Source organism: Leptolyngbya sp. FACHB-541 (assembly GCF_014695875.1).
Taxonomy (GTDB): Bacteria; Cyanobacteriota; Cyanobacteriia; order Elainellales; family Elainellaceae; genus JAAUTN01.
Genome location: NZ_JACJPC010000045.1, coordinates 1 through 21,183, shown reverse-complemented (window position 1 = coordinate 21,183; position 21,183 = coordinate 1). Strand labels below are relative to the sequence as shown.

Annotated in this window: 19 protein-coding genes and 1 pseudogene; 8 read left to right on the top strand and 12 right to left on the bottom strand. The window is 49.2% G+C overall.

Annotation, left to right across the window (positions count from 1 at the left end; all coding sequences use genetic code 11):
- Position 1: 1 nt before the first annotated feature.
- The gene (rpsD, locus tag H6G00_RS08335; protein ID WP_190684338.1) at positions 2–610 is read left to right on the top strand and encodes a 30S ribosomal protein S4; all 609 of its coding nucleotides are present in this window, start codon (positions 2–4) and stop codon (positions 608–610) included.
- Between the two features lie 137 nt (positions 611–747).
- Here the strand turns inward: rpsD and moaA are convergent, their stop codons facing one another.
- Positions 748–1,734, bottom strand: coding sequence for a GTP 3',8-cyclase MoaA (moaA, locus tag H6G00_RS08330; RefSeq protein ID WP_190796395.1), 987 nt, complete (start codon positions 1,732–1,734; stop codon positions 748–750).
- Positions 1,735–1,856: 122 nt separating this feature from the next.
- On the opposite strand from moaA, the gene cbiD reads away from it, so the two are divergent.
- Together cbiD and guaA are read left to right on the top strand one after the other, a co-directional pair.
- Positions 1,857–2,990: a cobalt-precorrin-5B (C(1))-methyltransferase CbiD gene (gene cbiD, locus H6G00_RS08325; protein ID WP_190796394.1), complete on the top strand. Its 1,134-nt coding sequence runs from the start codon at positions 1,857–1,859 to the stop codon at positions 2,988–2,990.
- A gap of 117 nt (positions 2,991–3,107) precedes the next feature.
- Positions 3,108–4,715, top strand: coding sequence for a glutamine-hydrolyzing GMP synthase (gene guaA / locus H6G00_RS08320; RefSeq protein ID WP_190796393.1), 1,608 nt, complete (start codon positions 3,108–3,110; stop codon positions 4,713–4,715).
- A 142-nt stretch (positions 4,716–4,857) separates the two neighbouring features.
- Here the strand turns inward: guaA and H6G00_RS08315 are convergent, their stop codons facing one another.
- The 4 genes from H6G00_RS08315 to H6G00_RS08300 all read right to left on the bottom strand — a co-directional run bounded on the left by H6G00_RS08315 (position 4,858) and on the right by H6G00_RS08300 (position 8,101).
- On the bottom strand, positions 4,858–5,124 hold the full coding sequence (locus tag H6G00_RS08315) for a hypothetical protein (RefSeq protein ID WP_347278161.1): 267 nt from the start codon (positions 5,122–5,124) through the stop codon (positions 4,858–4,860).
- A gap of 36 nt (positions 5,125–5,160) precedes the next feature.
- Positions 5,161–5,961 (bottom strand): pyrroline-5-carboxylate reductase, encoded by an 801-nt coding sequence (gene proC / locus H6G00_RS08310; protein WP_190796392.1) that lies wholly within the window; start codon positions 5,959–5,961, stop codon positions 5,161–5,163.
- Positions 5,962–6,170: 209 nt separating this feature from the next.
- The gene (locus H6G00_RS08305; protein WP_190643978.1) at positions 6,171–6,758 is read right to left on the bottom strand and encodes a cell division protein SepF; all 588 of its coding nucleotides are present in this window, start codon (positions 6,756–6,758) and stop codon (positions 6,171–6,173) included.
- A gap of 677 nt (positions 6,759–7,435) precedes the next feature.
- Entirely contained in the window at positions 7,436–8,101 is a 666-nt protein-coding gene (locus H6G00_RS08300) for a YggS family pyridoxal phosphate-dependent enzyme (protein WP_190644128.1), read from the bottom strand.
- Positions 8,102–8,436: 335 nt separating this feature from the next.
- On the opposite strand from H6G00_RS08300, the gene H6G00_RS08295 reads away from it, so the two are divergent.
- The 3 genes from H6G00_RS08295 to H6G00_RS08285 all read left to right on the top strand — a co-directional run bounded on the left by H6G00_RS08295 (position 8,437) and on the right by H6G00_RS08285 (position 10,595).
- Complete coding sequence (locus H6G00_RS08295; RefSeq protein ID WP_190796400.1) at positions 8,437–8,805, top strand: response regulator; 369 nt, start codon at positions 8,437–8,439, stop codon at positions 8,803–8,805.
- A 124-nt stretch (positions 8,806–8,929) separates the two neighbouring features.
- Positions 8,930–9,844, top strand: a complete 915-nt coding sequence (locus H6G00_RS08290; RefSeq protein ID WP_190796391.1) for an alpha/beta fold hydrolase — start codon at positions 8,930–8,932, stop codon at positions 9,842–9,844.
- Positions 9,845–9,893: 49 nt separating this feature from the next.
- Positions 9,894–10,595 carry a lipase gene (locus H6G00_RS08285; protein ID WP_190796390.1) on the top strand — a complete coding sequence of 234 codons (702 nt, stop codon included), beginning with the start codon at positions 9,894–9,896 and terminating at the stop codon, positions 10,593–10,595.
- A gap of 13 nt (positions 10,596–10,608) precedes the next feature.
- Here H6G00_RS08285 and H6G00_RS08280 read toward each other — a convergent pair whose 3' ends face one another.
- Positions 10,609–10,797: a CopG family transcriptional regulator gene (locus H6G00_RS08280; protein ID WP_190796389.1), complete on the bottom strand. Its 189-nt coding sequence runs from the start codon at positions 10,795–10,797 to the stop codon at positions 10,609–10,611.
- A gap of 217 nt (positions 10,798–11,014) precedes the next feature.
- Here H6G00_RS08280 and map point away from each other — a divergent pair, with 217 nt between their 5' ends.
- On the top strand, positions 11,015–11,797 hold the full coding sequence (gene map, locus H6G00_RS08275; RefSeq protein ID WP_190796399.1) for a type I methionyl aminopeptidase: 783 nt from the start codon (positions 11,015–11,017) through the stop codon (positions 11,795–11,797).
- Here the strand turns inward: map and H6G00_RS08270 are convergent.
- From H6G00_RS08270 to H6G00_RS08260, 3 genes are all read right to left on the bottom strand, one after another.
- Positions 11,792–13,534 carry an ATP-binding protein gene (locus H6G00_RS08270; protein ID WP_190796388.1) on the bottom strand — a complete coding sequence of 581 codons (1,743 nt, stop codon included), beginning with the start codon at positions 13,532–13,534 and terminating at the stop codon, positions 11,792–11,794. The genes map and H6G00_RS08270 overlap by 6 nt on opposite strands.
- A 362-nt stretch (positions 13,535–13,896) precedes the next feature.
- Positions 13,897–15,222 (bottom strand): HetZ-related protein, encoded by a 1,326-nt coding sequence (locus H6G00_RS08265; protein WP_190796387.1) that lies wholly within the window; start codon positions 15,220–15,222, stop codon positions 13,897–13,899.
- A 326-nt stretch (positions 15,223–15,548) separates the two neighbouring features.
- Entirely contained in the window at positions 15,549–16,193 is a 645-nt protein-coding gene (locus tag H6G00_RS08260; protein ID WP_190643972.1) for an L-threonylcarbamoyladenylate synthase, read from the bottom strand.
- 127 nt (positions 16,194–16,320) lie between these two features.
- On the opposite strand from H6G00_RS08260, the gene larC reads away from it, so the two are divergent.
- Complete coding sequence (gene larC / locus H6G00_RS08255; RefSeq protein ID WP_190796386.1) at positions 16,321–17,778, top strand: nickel pincer cofactor biosynthesis protein LarC; 1,458 nt, start codon at positions 16,321–16,323, stop codon at positions 17,776–17,778.
- Here larC and H6G00_RS08250 read toward each other — a convergent pair.
- The 3 genes and pseudogenes from H6G00_RS08250 to H6G00_RS08240 form a co-directional block, all read right to left on the bottom strand.
- On the bottom strand, positions 17,775–18,227 hold the full coding sequence (locus tag H6G00_RS08250; protein WP_190643970.1) for an ATP-binding protein: 453 nt from the start codon (positions 18,225–18,227) through the stop codon (positions 17,775–17,777). The two genes, larC and H6G00_RS08250, sit on opposite strands and share 4 nt — an antisense overlap.
- A gap of 467 nt (positions 18,228–18,694) precedes the next feature.
- Positions 18,695–18,790 (bottom strand): annotated as a pseudogene (locus H6G00_RS36580) (PEP-CTERM sorting domain-containing protein); the annotation flags it as partial.
- 1,183 nt (positions 18,791–19,973) lie between these two features.
- Positions 19,974–20,648 (bottom strand): PEP-CTERM sorting domain-containing protein, encoded by a 675-nt coding sequence (locus H6G00_RS08240; RefSeq protein ID WP_190643968.1) that lies wholly within the window; start codon positions 20,646–20,648, stop codon positions 19,974–19,976.
- Positions 20,649–21,183 lie beyond the last annotated feature (535 nt).

Below are 21,183 nucleotides of genomic sequence, written 5' to 3'. Positions count from 1 at the left end.
AATGTCGCGATATCGAGGTCCGCGCCTCAGAGTTGTACGCCGCCTGGGAGAATTACCAGGTCTGTCACGCAAAAGTCCTAGACGGGCATATCCACCGGGGCAACACGGACAGGCGCGGAAAAAGCGCTCGGAGTATGCAGTTCGTCTGGAGGAGAAGCAAAAGCTGCGGTTTAACTACGGTTTGACTGAGCGTCAGCTTCTTCGCTATGTGCGTAAGGCAAGACGAGCATCTGGTTCTACTGGGCAGACGCTCCTGCAACTGCTTGAGATGCGTTTGGACAATACTGTTTTTCGGATGGGTATGGCTCCTACCATTCCTGGTGCACGACAGCTGGTCAACCACGGGCACGTCACAGTGAATGGACGGGTTGTAGACATTGCTAGCTATCAGTGCAGACCTGGAGACGTGGTTGGGGTAAGAGATCGCGATCGCTCTCGTAAATTGGTAGAGCAAAATCTCCAGTTTCCTGGCTTGGCTCACCTCCCCAGCCATTTAGAGTTTGACAAGAACAAATTTGTTGGCAAGGTCAACAATGTGGTTGAGCGGGAGTGGGTCGCTCTACAAATCAATGAACTGCTTGTGGTTGAGTACTATTCCAGACAGGCTTAATGTTGCTTATTTAGAATGTGCTGGCTACTTAGAATATAAAAATGGGGCATGATGGTTTTCAATCTCATGCCCCATTTTTTAGTTTCAACTTTTGGGGGTGCAATTCCATATTGCGACCTGCTGAATCATGGGTGTGCTTAGCCCCCTATCTGAGACATCGTACGGGCATAAGCTCCAACGGTGCCGGATTCTCTCTGCTTGTAGTTGATTTCAGGTTTGGCGGACAGCAGTTGGTGCACCTGTAACCGAATTTCAGAGAGCGGAATGCCTGACCGCAGAGCCGTTTTCAAATCAAGCTGACCGATTTCATTGAGCAGGCAGGGACGAAGCCACCCGTCTGCTGACAGTCTCATGCGGTTGCAGCGATCGCAAAAACACTCGGACATCTGGCTGATGAAGCCTAAAGTACCTTTTGCGCCAGGAATTTTAAAGACATCGGCGGGACCATTGCCGCAAACCGTAGCTTCAACTAACCCCCAGCGATCGCGAATTTGCTGTCGCAGTGTTTCTGAGGCAACCCAGCCTTTGTCTTGGAATAAGCCAGCATTACCAATGGGCATGAATTCAATGAATCGGACATGCCATTCTCGCTCGATGCTAAGCGCTGCAAGATTTGGCACTTCGTGGTCGTTCACTCCTGGAATAACCACTACATTCAGCTTCAGCGGGTCAAACCCAACGTGATGGGCAACCTGAATGCCCTGCCAGACCTGTTGCCAGCGCGATCGCCCTCGATTGCCCACAATCCGATCAAAAGTTTCTGGCTCTAGCGAGTCGAGGCTGATGTTAATGCGGCGCAGCCCAGCGTCGTGTAAGTCTTGAGCGAGTCCTGCAAGCAAAAATGCATTAGTGGTCATAGAGAGATCCTGGGTTTGAGGTAGAGCGGCGATCGCCCGCACCAATTCCACCACACCCGGACGCAGCAGCGGCTCCCCTCCGGTCAACCGAAAGCGAGTAAACCCATTGGGGATGAATACTTCGCGTAGCAGCGTCAGCAACTCATCCTGACTTAAAATGTCCTGTCGTCGAACATATTCCAGTTCTGAGCCTTCAGGCATACAGTACTGACACTGAAAGTTGCAGCGGTCAATCAGACTAATGCGAAGATAATCGACCTGGTTCAACTTCTCACTCCGACACACTTGTGATAACTGCCCTTCTTCCATCGTACAGAAAGCATCAAGGCTGTATATGAGGTTAGGCTGAGATGTTTGTATAACTATAGCGGTCTGATACCGTTTTCATAATGACCCGTGACCCTCTCGCTCACTCTAAAGCACGCTCAGGATATACGCTGCCTGTGTTTGCTTGTGCTGCTGCGATCGCTGCACTGCGGCGCATTCATCAAGTTACTTCCCCCATTTCATCGGTATTGGTCGATCTGGTGGAGCTCTCAGAAACGGTTGAGATTCCAATCGAGCAAAGTGCTAGCCTTCGTGCCGATGCTGCATTAGCGATTGCTTACAGCGATCCGGGAGACAATCTGGATTTGACTCGCGATACTCCCATTTGGGCACTCGTGGAGTTTGGATTGCCAGAACAGACGGAGGCGATCGCCCTTCAAGGAGGTGAGGGGATTGGACGGCATGATCAGAACGACAAGCCCGCAATTTATGCCTATGCTCGTCGGCTGCTACACGAGAACTTGAGCCGGGAACTGGAGCCAGGAGAAAAGATTCGAGTGACAATCATTTTGCCAGAAGGTCGGGCACTGGCTGAACGCACCTCTAACGCAGCTTTTGGCGTAGTCGAAGGGCTTTCCTTGCTGGGAACTTCGGGAATTTCCCAACCACTCAGTGCGCCAGATCAGCTTGCTGTTTACCGAGAAACGTTGCGACAACGAGCAGAATATGACTGTCTGGTGTTTTGTGTGGGCGAGAATGGGCTGGATTTGGCGAAGCAAATGGGTGTGAAGGGCGATCGCCTGCTCAAAACTGCAAACTGGCTTGGTCCGATGCTGGTCGAAGCCGGACTGCAAGGAATTCAAAAGATTCTGCTATTTGGCTATCACGGCAAGCTGATTAAGCTTGCAGGAGGCATTTTTCACACCCACCATCATGTCGCCGACGGACGACAGGAAATCTTTGCGGCTCATGCTGCCAATCAGGGATTGCCGACCGCAGACGTACAGCTTGTTTTTAAAAGCCCGACCGCAGAGGCAGCACTTCAGCACCTCCGCCACCTCGACTCGACCACCGGGAGTTGCTGGGTTGAGCAAATTTATGGGGCGATCGCCCAGCAAATTGACCAGCGATCGCACACCTACATTCATGCTCATAGCGATCGCCGAGTCCAAGTTGGCTCTATTTTGTTTGATCGCGATCGCCAAATTGTCGTTCAAAGCAAAATTGGCTCCACATTCCTCACTCAGGTTTGTTAAGCTAATCAGAATATCGAATTTCCTACACAAGCTTTATAAGTTCCCTTCGTTTCACAAAGTCGTTTCTTATAAGTTCCGTTATCTTTGTCCACTACTGACTTTCATCAGGACTCATCGGTGACTCTACAAACTGAACAACCGCCGTATACGCCATCCGTAGAACGGCTCGATCGCCAGATGATTGTGATTCTGGATTTTGGCTCTCAGTATTCTGAACTGATTGCCCGACGCATCCGTGAGACTCAAGTCTACTCAGAGGTGCTGTCCTACCGCACTACGCCTGAGCAGCTTCAGCAGCTTAACCCCAAAGGCATCATTCTCTCCGGTGGTCCTAACTCGGTGTATGACGCAGGTGCGCCTCATTGTGACCCCGGTATCTGGGGCTTAGGCATTCCTATTTTGGGCGTGTGCTATGGAATGCAGCTGATGGTGCAGCAACTTGGCGGCGATGTAGAGCGGGCTGAAAGAGGAGAATATGGTAAAGCCTCGCTCCACATTGATGACCCAACGGATTTGCTGACCAATGTAGAAGATGGCACCACAATGTGGATGAGTCACGGTGACTCGGTGACTCGATTGCCTGAAGGGTTCGAGCTATTGGCCCATACCGAGAACACCTCCTGCGCGGCGATCGCCCACCACGATCACAAGCTGTATGGCGTTCAGTTTCACCCTGAAGTTGTGCACTCGATAGGTGGGTTAGCGCTGATCCGCAACTTTGTCTATCACGTCTGCGAGTGTGAACCAACTTGGACAACTGACGCATTTGTCGAAGAGTCAATTCGGGAAATTCGCGCTAGAGTCGGTGACAAAAGGGTGCTGCTGGCCCTATCAGGTGGTGTAGATTCTTCTACCCTAGCTTTCTTACTGCACAGAGCAATTGGCGATCAGCTAAGCTGCGTATTTATCGACCAGGGCTTCATGCGAAAGTATGAGCCAGAGCGGCTAGTCAAGCTGTTCCAGGAGCAGTTTCACATTCCGGTCGAGTACGTCAATGCTCGTGAACGCTTCCTCCAAAAAATTGAAGGAATCGACGATCCCGAAGAAAAACGAAAGCGGATCGGGCATGAGTTTATCCAAGTATTTGAAGAAGAATCCAAGCGTCTCGGACCATTTGACTATTTGGCTCAAGGAACGCTTTACCCAGATGTGATCGAGTCAGCCGACACCAACATTGATCCCCAAACTGGAGAGCGAGTTGCGGTCAAAATCAAAAGTCATCACAACGTTGGCGGGTTACCTAAGGATTTACGCTTTAAGCTAGTAGAGCCATTGCGAAAGCTGTTTAAAGACGAAGTTCGCAAGCTAGGGCGATCGATTGGTTTGCCCGAAGAAATCGTAAGACGACATCCATTTCCTGGTCCAGGCTTGGCAATTCGGATCTTGGGTGAAGTCACAGCAGAAAAGTTAGATATCTTGCGAGACGCAGACTATATCGTGCGGCAAGAAATCAACCGACAGGGTGTATATCATGATTATTGGCAGGCGTTTGCAGTTTTACTCCCTATCCGCAGTGTTGGTGTGATGGGCGATCAGCGCACCTACGCTTATCCAATCGTGTTGCGATTTGTCTCTAGCGAAGATGGCATGACCGCTGACTGGTCACGAGTTCCTTACGATCTGCTGGAAACCATTTCTACGCGGATTGTGAATGAAGTTAGGGGCGTTAACCGTGTTGTGTACGACATCACGTCCAAGCCGCCCGGCACAATCGAGTGGGAATAGTGCTGTCTACCTTGGGATGTGTACATCGTCACAGTTTTCCAAAGTTTTTTGTGGAAAACCTACGAAAAGCTGTGGAAAACTAGATCGTTCTGTGGAAAACTTTTGGGGGTTGGGGAAAAGTCCGTTCTCTGATCCCCAATTCTCATTTGTAATATCTTCCCCATTTGAGAAAGCTGGTTACCAGATAGAGAATGACGGCTGAGCCGATGATAGCGGGAACGATGGGAACCCCTTCAATGCTCCAGTTTAGGAAGCTGTAGTTAATGGCATAGCGCTGTCGCAACAGCCCAGTTCCCCATTCGCCTAGCCAAACTCCAGTTAGCCCGATCACAATCATGCCGATTAGCTTGCCCGGAATGCGGCGCGGAATCAGGATGGTAGCAATTCCGGCACAAAGAATGGCAATCACAATCTGAACAATCAGATGGGAATGTCCATTGGAGTGTCAGCCTCCTAACGCCTGCGATCGCCGATAAGCTGCAACCACTGCTTCGATCAGGGCTGAGCGAAAGCCTGCTTTTTCCAGGTGAGCAATTCCGGTAATTGTTGTACCACCAGGGCTGGTAACTCCATCTTTCAGTTCGGCGGGGTGCATTCCTGTAGATTGCAGCAGTTCGGCGGTGCCGCGCACAGTTTGTAGTGCTAGTTGAGCAGCGATCGCCCTCGGCAACCCTGCCGCCACGCCGCCATCGGTCAATGCCTCAATCATCACTGCCACGTAGCCTGGTCCAGACCCCGACAATCCGGTGACTGCGTCCATCTGAACTTCTGACACCTCAACGACTTCACCTACCGCCCGAAAAATTTGCTGCGCTAGCTCTAGATGAGAAGGTTGAGTGTGTTGTCCGGGAGCGATCGCCGTCATACCTGCTCCCACTCGTGCTGGCGTGTTGGGCATGGCTCGAATCACGGGCTGACCTGGAAACACCGCTTCTAATTGACTGAGTGGTGTACCTGCCAGAATCGAGATTACGACCTGCTCCCTGAGAGTAGGCTTTAGAGTGGCAGTAACCGTTTTGAAGAGTTGAGGCTTAATTGCGAGTAGCAACGTTTGTGCGTCTGACACAACAGCCTGGTTATCTGCCGTAACGCCAACCCCATATTCTTTTGACAAAAAATCTTGACGCGATCGCTGAGGATCGCTGACTAGAATTTGGTCAGGTGAATAAACTTGCTGCTGAACCAGGCGAGAGAGCAGAGCTTCTCCCATTACGCCGCCGCCAATAATGCCAAGCTTTACAGACACCTGGACGACATTCTCCTGATGTTTAACAAATTACCGAAGAAAAAATAAAGCAGTTTCAAACAACCAAACATTCGGGCTGGTGAAACCTTTGAAGTGCGATCGCAGGAACAATCCTTAAACCAGTTCACCTTTAGTTCACCAACCCGCAGTTAGCTCAACCACCGCTTGCCTCCAACGGATGGATTCTGACTTTCAACAACCCTTGCGTTTTAAGCCATGCGAGCCTGATCGCTGCCAGTCCATGCAGGTGCAGGAGTGGTTGGGCGAGCAGTTCTAGGTTGAGGCTGGTGAATTGGGATGTCGTTTGGAACGCCCAGTTGAGTGCTGACTTGAACGCAGTTAGGTGTGAACAAAAAGATGCTTTCACCAATTCTTTCTTGATGACCGTCAATTGCATAGGTGCCGCCTGCCACAAAATCTACAGCACGCTGTGCTTGATCTGGGTCCATGATGGTCAAGTTCAGCACAACAGACTTGCGCTCACGCAGTGCCCGAATCGCTTGGGGCATTTCTTCAAAGGTGCGTGGCTCCATCACAACTACCTCAGACATGCCATTTACAGCACCAGGCATTCCGATTACATTGCTCATGGTTGGTGTGGCTCCGGGTTCAGTAGAAAGCATAGCCCGCTCTCTTAGACGACGGCGGCGAGGTTCTTCTTCTTGAACAGGGTGAGCGTTCTCTTCTTGGTAGAGATTCTGGTACTCTTCACCATCCATTTCGTCATACTCATATTCATAATCGACTGGGTCGTTTAGCCCAACAAAATCTCGTAGCTTTGTGAAAATATTGTTCACTGTTCGCGCTCCATAACGACTACTAGGGTTTATTCAAAGAGAAGAGCCTTTGGCCAAGTGGCAAATATAGAAAAAGTCCAGATTTTTGAAGAATCGCCTCAGGTCTCAGGTCTTGGGGCAGGATCAAACAAGAAATTAACGATCTTCACCCCTAGAATGGAATCACAATCACCCTGTTTTAGTGCTGTAGATTTGAGTCATCAGTATACATCAATTTCTTGAATCCAATACTTTAATTGCATTGACTTTCGGGAAATCCGAAATCCAGCCTCAAACCCTTCATTCATTTGCTAGAGAATTTTAACCAATTCATTTGAAATTGAGCAAATTTAGAAATGCTGACTGGTGACTGAACGGTTGCAATCTTACAATACCTCCTGGCTTAAAGATTAAGCTGCAAAAACGTATTTTGTTTTGCTGCCTAACCACTGATAAGTAGTGCTGATTTATAGAACCACGGGTTTAGGTATTGCACTACACAATTGAGGTGATTCGGTAATGCCTGTGAGCCAGCAATGGTGCCTGTTAAGAACCTTCTAGCATTGGATTCAGCGATTCGATTCCTACAGGCTAAAGCCAGTCTAAAATATTGAACCGCGTTCTCAGGTTTATAGTAGCCTTTGGTTTCGACAGCCAATGCTGAGTTCAATACTAGGGGTTGAGAAAGGGCGATCGCCTCATGCTCGTTCCCCAAACAAGATTCGTCCCAGACGAATCATCGTCGCTCCTGCTTGTACTGCTAAGGGATAGTCTCCTGACATCCCGATCGATAGCTCTTGCATTTGGATATTGTGCCAACTTTGCTGACGAATCTTCTCAGCTAAGTCGTGTGTTTGAGTGAACACAGAAAGGGTTTGATGGGGGTCTAACCCATAGGGGGGAATTGCCATCAATCCGACAATATTCAAGTGAGAATATTGGTCCAGCTGCGGCAAATCATCCAATAATTCAGAAATAGTCCAGCCATACTTGTTTGGGTCTGGCAAGATTTTTACCTGAAGGCAAAGATTCGGTTTTTGGGGTAAGTTTGCAGCAAGTTGGTCTAACCTCTGGGCAAGCTTGAGGCTATCAAGCGAATGAATCCATTGAAATAGCTCCAGTGCCTTTGCCGCTTTGTTGGTTTGGAGGTGCCCAATCAAGTGCCATCTGATATCAGTCAAATCTTGAAGTTGGTCTTGCTTCTGGGTGGCTTCTTGAATACGACTTTCACCAAAGTCCCGCACTCCAGCAGCATAAGCATCTCGCATTGCCTCAACGGAAACCTGCTTGGTCACGGCAATCAAACGGGTAGAAGGGGGAAGCGTTTGCCGAATTTGAGCAAGGCGTTCTGCGATCGCACTCATTGTAAGAAAAACCAAACCCTAATAGGCGTTACTAAACTACAGGGGTCTTTTCGTAAAAGTTTCCTTCATAACTTCATAAAAGGAATTTCTACGAGACCAAATCTAAAGGCTTTCTAAAGAAGAACTAGAAATCACTCCCAAGTAATACTATGCGGGGTCCCAGAAAATTTATACCTGAAATAAGGGTATTTCAGTGCATCTAAGTGTGCCTCCATTTGGGAGGACGCTGTGACTGCCAGGTTCATTGTTCGTCAAATTTATTGAAAGCGATGAGTTAAGGCAGTTGCAGCTAAAGCTGTTCTTCGGTGTGATCAACAAAAAGGTTGTTTGATGTGATGCGTTCCTCAGGCTATCAAATTTTAGTAGTGGATGATGTTGAAGACAATTTGCTCTTACTGCAAATGTTTTTAGAGGCAGAAGGGTACGGCGTTGAGACTGCTGATACCGGCAGTGCAGCGATCGCCAAGGTTGAAGCTTCACCCCCCGACCTGCTTCTGCTGGATATCATGATGCCAGACATGAATGGCTATGAGGTGACACGCCACATCCGCCACAACAAGGCACTCTCTATTCCGATTATGCTGGTGTCTGCTCACGATGAAGCCAACGCCACTGAGGGCTTAGAGATTGGAGCGGATGACTTCATCCGCAAACCTATCGACTTTGACGAACTGCTGACCCGGATTCGAGCATTTATTAAGTAGCGATTGCTTGCCCAGACAATCTGCTCAGACAATCCAGGTGTTGAGGTTATGTCTCCCCTTGACAAAACAGCAATGCCAGGAAGCAGTATTATGAAGGTAGTTTAAGAATCTTTAAAAAACTACCGTGACGACTCAGCAACTTGGCCCTGTCAGCCCCTTTCCGCTGCTGGATTGGACCTGGAAAGGATACCGGATTCGTTATACCGCTGTAGGTAGCGGTAGACCTTTGATCTTAATTCACGGGTTTGGGGCGGCGATCGGACACTGGCGCAAAAATATTCCCGTTCTGGCCGCAGCAGGTTACCGTGTATTTGCACTGGATTTGCTGGGCTTTGGTGGCTCTGAGAAACCGCCTCTAGACTACAACCTGGAGCTATGGGAAGAACTGCTCAAAGATTTTTGGACTGAGCAGGTACAGCAACCTGCCGTGTTTGCAGGTAATTCGATTGGCGGATTGCTGTGTCTGATGGTGATGGCTCATCATCCCGAAATCGCAGCAGGTGGCGTTTTGCTGAACTGCGCTGGAGGGCTAAATCACCGTCCTCAAGAGTTAAACCTGCCGCTCAGAGTTGTGATGGGTACATTCACGAAGTTGGTTAACTCGGATGCAATTGGACCACTTTTGTTTAACCGAATTCGTCAAAAGACCCGATTGCGGCAAACCCTGCTTCAGGTGTATCGCGATCGCCAAGCTGTAACAGACGAGTTAATTGACCTGATCTACCAACCTTCGTGCGATCCGGGCGCGCAAAAAGTGTTTGCCTCTATCCTGACTGCTCCCCCAGGTCCTTCACCCGAGGAACTGTTGCCTCTGGTAAACGCTCCGCTGTTAGTGCTGTGGGGAGAGGCAGATCCCTGGACACCGATTAAGGGCGCGAGAATTTATCAAGATCTGGCAAAGCAGGCAGTTGATGCAGGGCGTAGCGTACAATTTGCTTCAATTCCCAATGCAGGGCACTGTCCCCACGATGAATGTCCAGACAAGGTCAATCAGCTCATGTTGAATTGGCTTAACGTTAAGTTTCCCACAGGGACATAATCTAAACGTTTCTGCACTTTCTAATAGCCCCTAACAGCCCCTAATTTCCATGTCTTTACCGACTGTGATCTTGCCAGGATATTTAGCTGGCGCAAATGCTTACTTGGAGATGGAGCGAGCTTTGGGAGATTTGGGTTTTCCCACTACCACTGTTCCTTTAAAGCGGCGAGACTGGGTGCCGACCCTGGGCGGCAGGTCAGTGACTCCGATTTTGCAGCAGCTTGACCAGACGGTAAAGCGGGTAATGCAGCAGTATGGCAGCGATCGCATCAACTTGGTCGGACATTCAGCAGGCGGCTGGATCTCGCGGATTTATCTGGGCGAAAAGCCGTATAGCGTGCATCCAGCAGATAAGAACCGGGTTTGTCTATGGCAAGCCCACCCGACCGTAGCGACGCTAGTTACATTAGGAACGCCCCAGGTTAGCCGTGAACGTTGGACGCTGAGAAACCTGGACTTTGTTAAAAACAACTATCCGGGCGCATTTTACCCATCTGTTCGCTATGTTTGCGTGGCAGGAAAGGCTCTGTATGGCGATCGCAAGTGGCAAAACTGGTTTGCCTACAGTAGTTATGAGATGACCTGCGGCACGGGTGGCTGCTGGGGAGATGGCATCACGCCTGTCGAGGCAGCCCATCTAGAAGGTGCAGAAAACCTCGTGTTAGAAGGCGTGTTTCACTCGCCGCGTCCTGGAAGACTTTGGTATGGCTCTCCTCAAGCGCTAGAAGTTTGGGCAAAGTACCTGGCGTGAATCTACAGCCTGGTTATTTTGTTTCAGCACCGACAGCTTCCGGTTGCGATTTCTCGCGGCGTTCTTGAAGGGCGCTGCCGATCAGCTTAGAAACTAACCATGAGATAGAACGCTCTTCTGCCTCTGCCCATTCCTCTAATTCTTGCTTCCATTCGGGGGGAACGTAAGCCGTCACTCTATCTAGATCTGTCTTGCCGCCCATACTTTAATGCTGCCTGCGTTGAGAGATAGGATGCTTGCTGCATCTTATCTTAACGCCTCAGCCTACGCTCTCACAGCACAGCTTGCTCCTTGCTACTTCTTGCTGTGTTATGCTGTGACAGCAGTTCGTCAGGTTTAAAGCGATGAAAGAAGATAGGCTTCAGGTTTGGGAAAAACAGTTGAAGCGGCAATCGCCTGCCGAAAAAAGTTTGCCGCTGATGCGATCGCAGCCCTCCAAAGGACTCGTCCTGCTTTCTGACAAAGAGCTAGACAAAATGCGTCGGGTAGGTCGCCTCGCGGCTGAGTTGCTGAATCACCTTGAACCGATGGTGCAACCAGGGATCAGCACTCAAGCCTTAAATGGTGAAGCAGAACGGTGGACTCAAGCACACGGAGCAACCAGCGCTCAGCTTGGCTACACTCCCCCTGGGCATCCTCCCTTTCCTGGCTCAATCTGCACCAGTGTCAACGAAGTGATTTGTCATGGTATTCCCAGTCGCCAACAAATTCTCAAGGCAGGAGACATCGTCAATATTGACGTTACACCTCTCCTGGAGGGCTATCACGGTGACACCTCCAGAACATTTTTTGTAGGAAATCCTTCCCCCTCTGCCCAAAAGCTGGTTCAGGTGACTCATGAGTGTATGCTGCGAGGAATTGCTGAAATCAAACCAGGAGCACGCATCGGTGACATCGGAGCAGCTATTCAAGCACACGCTGAGGCAAATGGCTTTGCAGTGGTTCGAGATTTTGTCGGTCACGGCGTAGGCAGGCAGTTTCACACAGAGCCTTCTGTTCCCCATTTTGGTCAACGTGGGCGTGGGTTACGGCTCAAACCCGGAATGGTGTTCACGGTGGAACCAATGCTGAACGAGGGGACGTATGATTTCAGAATTTTGGGCGATCGCTGGACAGTAGTTACCAAAGACGGCAAGCTCTCCGCCCAGTTTGAGCATACGGTCGCTGTCACCCCTGATGGAGTAGAAATCTTGACTTTATAAGCATTCTTGTGGTTCGAGATCGAGGGGCAACCGCAGGGTAAAACAGCTTCCCTTGCCCAGTTCTGAAACAACAAGGATGTCGCCCTTGTGAAGCTGAGCGAGTTTGCGGGCTAAAGCTAGTCCTAAACCTGTTCCTTCGTAGCGGCGATCCAACCCGCCATCTAACTGCTGGAAAGACTGAAATAGTTTCGTTTGATTGGCAACTGAAATACCGATGCCTGTATCGATTACAGCAAATTCGAGAAAGCCTTCTCGCTGCCCAACCTCCAGACGAACTGAGCCAGCAGCCGTAAACTTAACCGCGTTAGAGAGTAGATTAAATAGAATTTGCTTGAGTCGTCGCTTATCGGCGGTGCAAGTCGTTAAGTTTGGATCGATGTCCAGGCTGAGCTGTAGTTTGCGATCGCTTGCCAGTTCTCGAATCATGCTGATGCAGGCTTCACAGACTTCCTGAATGACGACCGGCTCAAACATGAGTTCTTCTTTGCCCGCCTCAATTTTAGACAGATCCAACAAATCGTTGATCAGTTCGAGTAGGTGCTGTCCACAGGAAGAAATGCCGTTAACATACTGCAATTGTTTCTCGTTGAGCGACCCAAACACTTGTTTTGAGAGCAGGCTAGAGAAACCCAGTATTCCGGTTAACGGTGTCCGTAGTTCATGACTCATATGTGCCAGAAATTCAGTCTTAGCGCGATTGGCAGCGTCGGAGAGCAATTTTTCTTGCTCTAGCTGTTGGGTGCGTTCTTGAACCAGTCGCTCTAAATGTTCATAGCTCTGGGCATTGTAAAGAGCGATCGCCGTCTGCTCGGCAATTCGCTGAAGCAGATGAATTTCGGCCTCTGTGAACGTTCTGTAGGCGGTCGTCATTTGCAGAACCAAGCCGCCAAAGAGCTGATCGCGAATAAAGATCGGCACTCTGAGCACAGAGAGCGTTTGCGTTGCCTGCACTTGGGCTTGATAGTCTGGAGCGCGAGGACTCTCTAAAAATCTGGGTGCGTGCAGCACTCGATACCATGATGTTTCCGAGTTTGGCACTAAATTCTCAGGTAGCACCGATAAAAGAAGCTTGAAGTTTTTAACAGAAGGAACCTGGTCATTAGCTCGCCACTCATTCAAGACCTTTACGTATTCAGAGTCAAGCGAGAAAATGGTCACCCGATCAACGCCGAAGCACTCTCCCGTGCGAGTTACAATCTGCTGCAGAATGTAGTCTGGATCGAGGCTGGAATTAAGAGATTGGCTAATCTGGTTAAGCAACTGCTCTCGCTGAGCTTGCTGTTGGATCTGGGCGATCGCCTCCTGCTTTTGACGACGCAGGGCAACTTCCTGGAGCGATCGCTCCAGCACCATCGGTAGCCGAAACAACCGATCTTTCAATACATAGTCTGTCATTCCTGCTTTGATGCACTCTACTGCGGCCTCTTCGCCCAGCGTCCCGGTCATCAAAATCAGGGGAATGTCCTGTTTCGACTGCTGAAGTAGCTCCAGAACCACATACGCGTCAAAACCAGGTAACCGATAGTCAGACAGCAGCGCATCATAGGTGTGCTGCTCTAAACACTGTTGGCAATCAGCGATCGTGTCTACATTGTCGTAAGTAATTTGAAGACCTGCTTCCTCAAGCGTGATGATTGCCAGATTCAGGTCTGCTGGTGAATCTTCAACAATCAGCAGATGAAGCAACTGTTCTGACTGTAGCGAGGGCATCGGTTCGGCAAGTTGGTGCTCTAACATAGCTTAATTCCCCCATCCCTATTCCTATAAGAAAGGATGCCACTACATTTTCTTTCATGACTGAAGTTCAGGATTAAGGTAGAGACAAGAGCATAGAAACTCTTCTCTTTTATGCCCTCTCAAGCAGAGAATACCCACTCATTAATAGACGTAAACACAGGTTTAAGTTTTTTTAGGAACGAAGCCTTGAGATGAAGCTTTTTATTACTTTGAAACTTTTCTAAGCTCTCCTATACAATGCTTTGCCCCTGTACAAGAAATATTTAACCCTGATGGATTTTGGTTTAAGTTGCAGGTACAAGTTGCACTGCGGTTCTGTAATGGGAACATCACTTTAAGAGCACTTTAAGAGCGTTGGTAGATTAATCTACGTTGCTGTGGTTGCGGGTTTGCCAAGCTAATTCTAGGATCTGTACCCAGCGCTTGTGGACCTGCTTAGGAGTGCATTTGAGCGTTTTGGCGATCTCTTCGTCAGAGCGAGGGGACAAAGTGTTGGGATTAACGGGACGCTGCTCTCCAATCTGCATTCCTTTGAGCTGCATTAATTGGCGCTGTTCGGGCGATAGCCGCTCAACAAAAGCTCGCCATTCTTTTTGGGGCATTCCCAGATTTTGATCCAGGTCTGCACCGAGCCACTGATGTACCAACTGCCAGCGATGAGAGCGAGCAAACTTTTCAACATGATACTTAAATCGCTGCTGTAAGTAGTCGCGCTGGCGGGCAGACAGTCCCAAAATTGAGTCAATTTCAGGAGCAGACAGGTCTTGCAGCTTCAGGGTGAGATAGTCGATGCAGTCAGACTGTCCCTGAGATTCTAGATATTGCACCAACTCGGTAACTACGCGATCGCGCAACACCGATTCTGCTGGATCAGTTGCATCTGCAACCATTTGCTCTCGCACCTGCTGCACTACGGGGGCGCGGCTGTAAGCTTCTGCCTCTTCGCCTTTAGCAGATTCAACCGCCATTTCAATATCGAGGGCTGTTTCTGGAGGTTGGCGGCGAGAAAAGCCTTGGGCCCGCAGTACCACCAACTGCTGATTGCGATGTCCTGGTAGCGTGATCCGACGTTTGGCGTACTGTTCAGTGAATGCCATGTATTCCGCCAGTTCTAGCCGTGTGCGGGGGCTATAGTTCTCAGGGAGCTGGTTCTCTCGCCGGAAGGCTTTTAGCACCTCAATATAGAAGCCCTGCAAGAAGTCTTCGATCAGGCTGTAGCGTCCCTGAAACCCTAGCTGCGCTCGACTGGTTGCCACATGACGATAGACAATCGCACTCAAATGGCTGTGTAGATCGACCCTGCCACGCCGGGAGCCTAGCCGATAATATTCGATGCACTTTTGTAGCCGATGGCGGGCCAGGGTGTTTTGCCAGGACTGAATTTGACCCGAGGTTTGAATGCGATCGCTTTTTGCACAAATTCGCTCAACCTCGGTTGCAATGCGGGTTGCGACCGCCTCAGCGCTTGCCGATAAAGTGTGAATTTCTGCTTGAAGTTCAGAAAGTATGAGTTGCACCAGCCTGATGGTTTGCGATCCGGGTTGGACTTGAGAATCGGGGGCGTTAAACTCGTCGTTTGCAGATTCAACGGAAGCAATGGACTGATCATCAGGTTGCAGCCCTGTGTGCAGGGCATCGCTTTCATTCTGGCTAGAGGAGCCAGCAGAATTCACAGGTTCGACATTCATGGCTTGACCTTGGGTGATGCACGTTAACAAGTGTAGAGAATTGGGGGCAAGGGAGCGTTTAGGTTTCACCCTCCCAACCGACTACACTTTGACTTTATGCGGCTATGCCAGTTTACTGTGACAGTCGTGTGTCACTCTTTGAATTAGCCTTCGGGGTAGCTGTCTGGGCCGGAGCCGATAGAAGGGGCAATTGCTCCTTCTAGGTGGCTAGCTCTCCTATCAAACCCTTTGAGAATCAGCTCCATACTAAATTCTGCCGAAAATTTTTATCCGGCAACAAAGTCTTCCAATCCTGCGTCTGCATAGGACAATCGGCTAACTGGTTCTTAACTTGCCTCTACAGCCCATGCCGCTGCCGCTTCCCATCCCAATCCTTTTCGGGTAATGATGGGTTCCTTTCCGGTCAAATCCAGCATCGTGGAAACCTGATAGCCAACCGGCTCACCGTCCTCAATCATCACGTCAACCAACCCATCAAGCTGGTCAAACAGCTCTGCCTTGGAAATTTGGGTGTCAGCCTTGTGACAGGCGGTCGGTGCAGAAGTCGAAATAATCGGGTTGCCCAAAGCCTGAAGCAACGCCTGACAAATAGCATTATCAGGAACACGAATGCCTGTCGTCTTACGCTTTGGGCTCATCACCAGTCGGGGAACCAGCTTGGTCGCAGGCAACAAGAAGGTGTAGGGTCCAGGAATCAGCCGTTTGAGAGTGCGGTAGGCTGAATCCGTCACATAAGCATAGCTAGCAATGTCAGATAGCGAAGAACAAAGGAAGGTTAAGGGTTTATCGCTGGACAGTTGCTTAATCTGCCGTACCCGCTCCACTGCCGATTTAACATTGAGATCACACCCGATCGCGTAGACTGTATCCGTTGGGTATAGCAACACTGCCCCGTCTCGCAAAGCGTCCATAATTTTCTCTATCCAACGCATTTGAGGCGTGTCCGGATGGATTGTAAAAACCGTTGCCATAATTTTCTCTTAGGACTTTTAACTGCAAACCGCCACACTGCTTGAAAATTATCTTTATAAGAACCGGGGAGAGCCCCAAAGGGACGCTTCCCTGGTTCTTAATTGTGTCTATCGGACTTATTAAACTATGAAGAAACTAGCGTATTTGGAGTGCCCAACGGGTCTTGCTGGAGATATGTGTTTGGGTGCTCTAGTGGATGCAGGCGTTCCACTGAACTATTTGATTGACAAACTCAAGCTACTGGGAATATCTGAGGAATATCGCCTCTGGACAGAACAGGTTCAGCGCAATGGTCAGCGAGCAACCAAAGTGCATGTCGAATTAGTCGCGGCGGTTAATCTTCCTACCCAATCAAACCTGGAAGTAGGGGTTGATCCCGTTCCTACGTTTGATCGCACTCGCTTTTCCATGATATCGCCACGCAGTTCCGATCCAGGCAGTCATAGTCACGATACTCATAGTCGAGGCAGTCACAGTCATGATGCTCATGGTCATGGCGATCGCCCTCACGACTCAACCAACCCTGCTCACGGCACTCGTCACTTACCAGAAATTGAGGCGATGATCCGAGCCGCAGGGTTACCTGCAAGAGCAGAAGCCTGGAGTCTAGCCGTATTTCGTCAGTTAGCAGAAGCAGAAGGCGCAGTACACGGAATTCCAGCGGATCAGGTTCATTTTCACGAAGTAGGGGCAACGGATGCGATCGCCGATATTGTAGGCACCTGCCTCGGTTTAGATTGGCTGGGAATTGACCAACTCTACTGTTCACCCTTGCCAACCGGCGGTGGCACAATTCGAGCGGCGCATGGACGGTTGCCTGTACCTGCACCCGCCGTCCTCAAGCTGTGGGAAATGCGTCAGGTACCGATTTACAGCAATGGTATTGAGCGAGAACTAGTAACACCAACTGGAGCGGCGATCGCCACTACCCTTGCTGTTCAGTTTGGTGCTCCTCCCACCATGATGCTGCAACGGGTTGGACTCGGTGCAGGCTCTCGCGATTTGCCCATTCCCAACATCTTGCGGCTCTGGTTGGGTGAGGGACCAGGAACTACAGAAGAAACCAAGCTGACCTTCCATACCAACCCATCGCCGGAGGCTCCACTCTCACACTCCCCCACTTCCACCCTCCCATCCCAACAATCCATTGCAGTGCTAGAAACCCAAATCGACGACCTGAATCCACAGGCGATCGGCTACATCTTTGATGCTCTGTTTGCAGTAGGTGCAGTAGACGTATTTACGCAAGCGATTGGAATGAAAAAGTCGCGTCCTGGCATTCTACTCACGGTTATTTGTCATCCGGAGCGGGTGCAGCAGTGTGAAGCCGTGATCTTTCGGGAAACCACAACGTTAGGAATTCGTCACGCTGTTCAGCAGCGCAGCATTTTGCATCGAGAGATGCAGACAGTGCAGACAACTCTAGGAGAAATCAGGGTGAAAGTGGCTTGGGGGGAAGGAGGGGCGATCGCCAATGTGCAGCCAGAGTACGAGGACTGTGCAGCTTTAGCAAAAAAGCACACCGTTCCCTGGCGTGAGGTTCATCAGCTTGCTCTGACAACCTGGCAGCAATCCAAAAACTAGTGCCCTAAAGAGAGCTTGGAACGGCTCTTAATCTGCTTACAAAGCCTTAATTCCGTGCCCTGCTGATTCCAGTGAACCTGATCAAAAACTTGATGAAGGATAAAAAGTCCTCTCCCACACTCACCTACCTGGTGAATATCTTTGCCCTCAGGGCGGTCAAGCGTATGGGAACAAGTAGGAGAAAACCCAGAGCCTTGATCAGAAATGACCCACCAGTATTCGTTTTCTAGAATGTAAAACTCAACCAAAACCGTTTTATTTGGATCTAGCTTGTTACCGTGCTTGGCAGCATTGACCAGAGCTTCTTGTAATCCAAGTCTGACTTCCGCTTGCCATCGAGCCGGAACATCCGTCATGAGCAGATCTAAAACGGGACAGAGATGAAGAGTGGAGGCGAAGCTAACTGTGCCCCACTTGCGTCCGGTCGGGCGCAGTGAGATGGCAATCACAAGAAAAACCTCACAGTTTCAGGGGTATAAAACAAACATTTCCTGACCTTATGCAGCAGCATACTCAGTTCTGGAGGCTTTCAGGGACAATTATTGAAATAACTCTGCAAATAGCTACAAGTTAACCCGATCGAATGTCAAGCTAACCGAAGCTATCGCAATTAGAATAAGCAGCAAGACTTATCCTTTAAAGCTAACTCTCGCAGTATTTGCTAGAGCTTAAGCCCATATATTTAAATACTAACATATCTATCTTGGCGCCCATATTCTGAGAAATGCTTACAAGAAATGGGAGTTGGAACACCCCTACGGTTCCAACTCCCGTCAAAGACACTATGAACTTCCAGCCATCTCTTGACTCTCTAGCCCCGGAGTGCGATTCGTCACACTCTGCTATTTCCAATCAGGAAGCTCACACAATTTTTTAACTAGCCCAAATAATTCAAGCTATTGGGTCAAGTGTTGAACTAAGCTGTTTGCCCTGCCTTACGGCGGCGGGAAGCTGCTAGTCCAGCCGCGACTACACCCAATCCAGCCAGAGTTGCTGGTTCTGGTACAGACTTAGCCGTAACAACAAAATCATTTGCATCTCGGTCAACAGGCGAGGAATCATTAATCAGGATTGCCGTCTCGCCATTCTGGAGCGGTAAAGACTTAAAGTTAGCACCGGTAGGTGGTGCATACTTGGTTGGATAAAGAACAGAATCAACATCCGCAACGAATCTAAAGCCACCAGGGGTAGCACCTCCGACAGGATCATCTGAAAAAACGGTTGTGTTAATTCCTAAGGAACTTAAACCCAGATAGTAAGAGGTGTTAGCCAGAAAAGTGTATGTGGTGACGCAAGGCGCAGGATTAACTGTGACTCCACAAGTTCCGCGAGAGTCTACGTTGTTGTATTGATTAGTTTTACCGCCCGAAATTGGGTCACGTGGTAAATCTTCTACGAACAGATTTTGCAGCCGTTGTCTGTTGCTGTTATACACAGCAAGGGTAGATTGGTAAGCACCATGAGAAGCATGAAACTTGAATTCAACTCTGGTGTCTTTGCTGAATGAGATCGGATTACTGTTGTTGAATAAGCTTGCTGCTTGAGCAGGAACGGTTAAACATGCGGCAGTAACGGCGGTAGCTGCGGCAAAAAGATATCCACGAAGCTTCATTGCTATTTTCCTTGATGGGGAGAGATTGGATGATTTTGACTTGTGAGTGTTGAGTAATCCTTCATGGGGCGGATAGGCATTACTCAGACTGTCTCAAAATAGACCGAAGCTTCTCCGTGTTTTGATCGTATCAACAATCGCTTTTATAACTCGGAAGTTAAATCCCTATTATTTAAGGTAGATGCGATGAGATAGATACAGAGTCATCAGATGGGCTGCTATTTAGTACTTCTCGTAAACTTTGGAGGCTAAGTGAATGTACTGGTCCATGTTCTTATCTACTCACACGCTCCGAGAGATTGTCATCGGCGTGGTGCCTTTGTTTACCTATTCTTCAAGTTTGTTGCTTTCAATACAAAACCTTGATGAACTGTGGTTCAGAGCTGGCTTTGTTGCTAGTGATCTGCCGGCACGAAAAGGGATAGGGAGGTTGGGGAGATTAGGTGGGCGATCGCTCTGCTACCTGAACCGTCCTTTCACCTAAATCTCCCTTCACCTGAATCTCTTTTGAGGCAATGAATGGTAGCGCAGCTAGCCACGCTACCATTCATTGAGTTATTCAAGGAGCAATGAATTCAGCAACTTAAGCCGTTTTGCGACGACGACGAGACGCAACAAAGCCAGCCGCTACTGCGCCTAGACCAGCAAGAGTTGCGGGTTCGGGAACAGACTCGCTAGTTTCACTTTCAGCTTGGGCTGTAACGATGAAGTCGTTGAAGTCGCAATCGGCCTTAGGATTGCTGCCTTGAGCTGCACAAGTTGCGCTATTGGCAGTTCCACCAATGTCCTCAAAGGCGATGGTGGCACCGCCACTGAACAGGTCACCGGTGAAAATAGCCTGCTTGGAGTTGTTGCTGTTGAGTGAGTTGGTGGAGAAAACCCGGTTAGCAGATACGCCATTCGTGCCGGAGTTTCTGGTCAAAACGAAGCTATAAGTCTTACCTGCCTCAAACTTGAAGGAGGTGTCGCAGTTTTGTACAGTGTTACCGCAGCTTCCAGCCCAATCATTCGCACTGCTGTCATAGCCAGGGTTTGCTTCGCTAAACAGGGTGGTGAAACTGCCGGGTGCGCCTACTTGCTGGATACCCAGGTCTGACCGAAATCTACCGTGAGATTCCTGGAATGAAAAGTTTACAGTGGTATCTTTGTCAAAGGTGATACCGGTGTTGCCAAAAGTGGCAGCTTGAGCGGGAACTGTTAGTCCTGCTACGGCTGTAGCGGCTGTAGCGGCTGCAAAAAGATATCCACGAAGCTTCATTGCTGTCTTCCTTAAATTCAGTAAATTCAGTAGAAATTCGATAGTTCGTCAAATAGCTGACAGGTAGGTCACATTTCCCTGGTAAGGCCACGTGTGGTGAGTGATGAATGAACCAGACTCCAGTCTTGTTTCTGCATTTAGGGGCCGGCACTGGCTTTGAAAGTCAAAAGACAATTTCGCCGTTGGTAGATGTAGTGAGGTAAATGCAGAACCTATTTCAGTAGGGAGACCGAGCTTATAGAAGCTAAATCTGGTTTTTAGGTAAACTTACGCGACCCACGTTTTCATGTACTCACATTTACCGAAAGTTTGTCATCGGCAGAGCAGTACAGTTCACCGTCTCTTCAAGTTTGTTGTTTTGAATACAAACCCTTGGTGAAATAAAGCGTGGCCGATGTGAAAAGAGTGGTGAAAAGCGCTAGTTATACCAATTCTCTAAAGTTCAGCTACAGATAAGGCATCTAAAATAGACCGTCGCCCTACAATCGAGAAGATTACTTCTGGTGTTAAAGCATCAAGTCTCTCTTTCACCTGC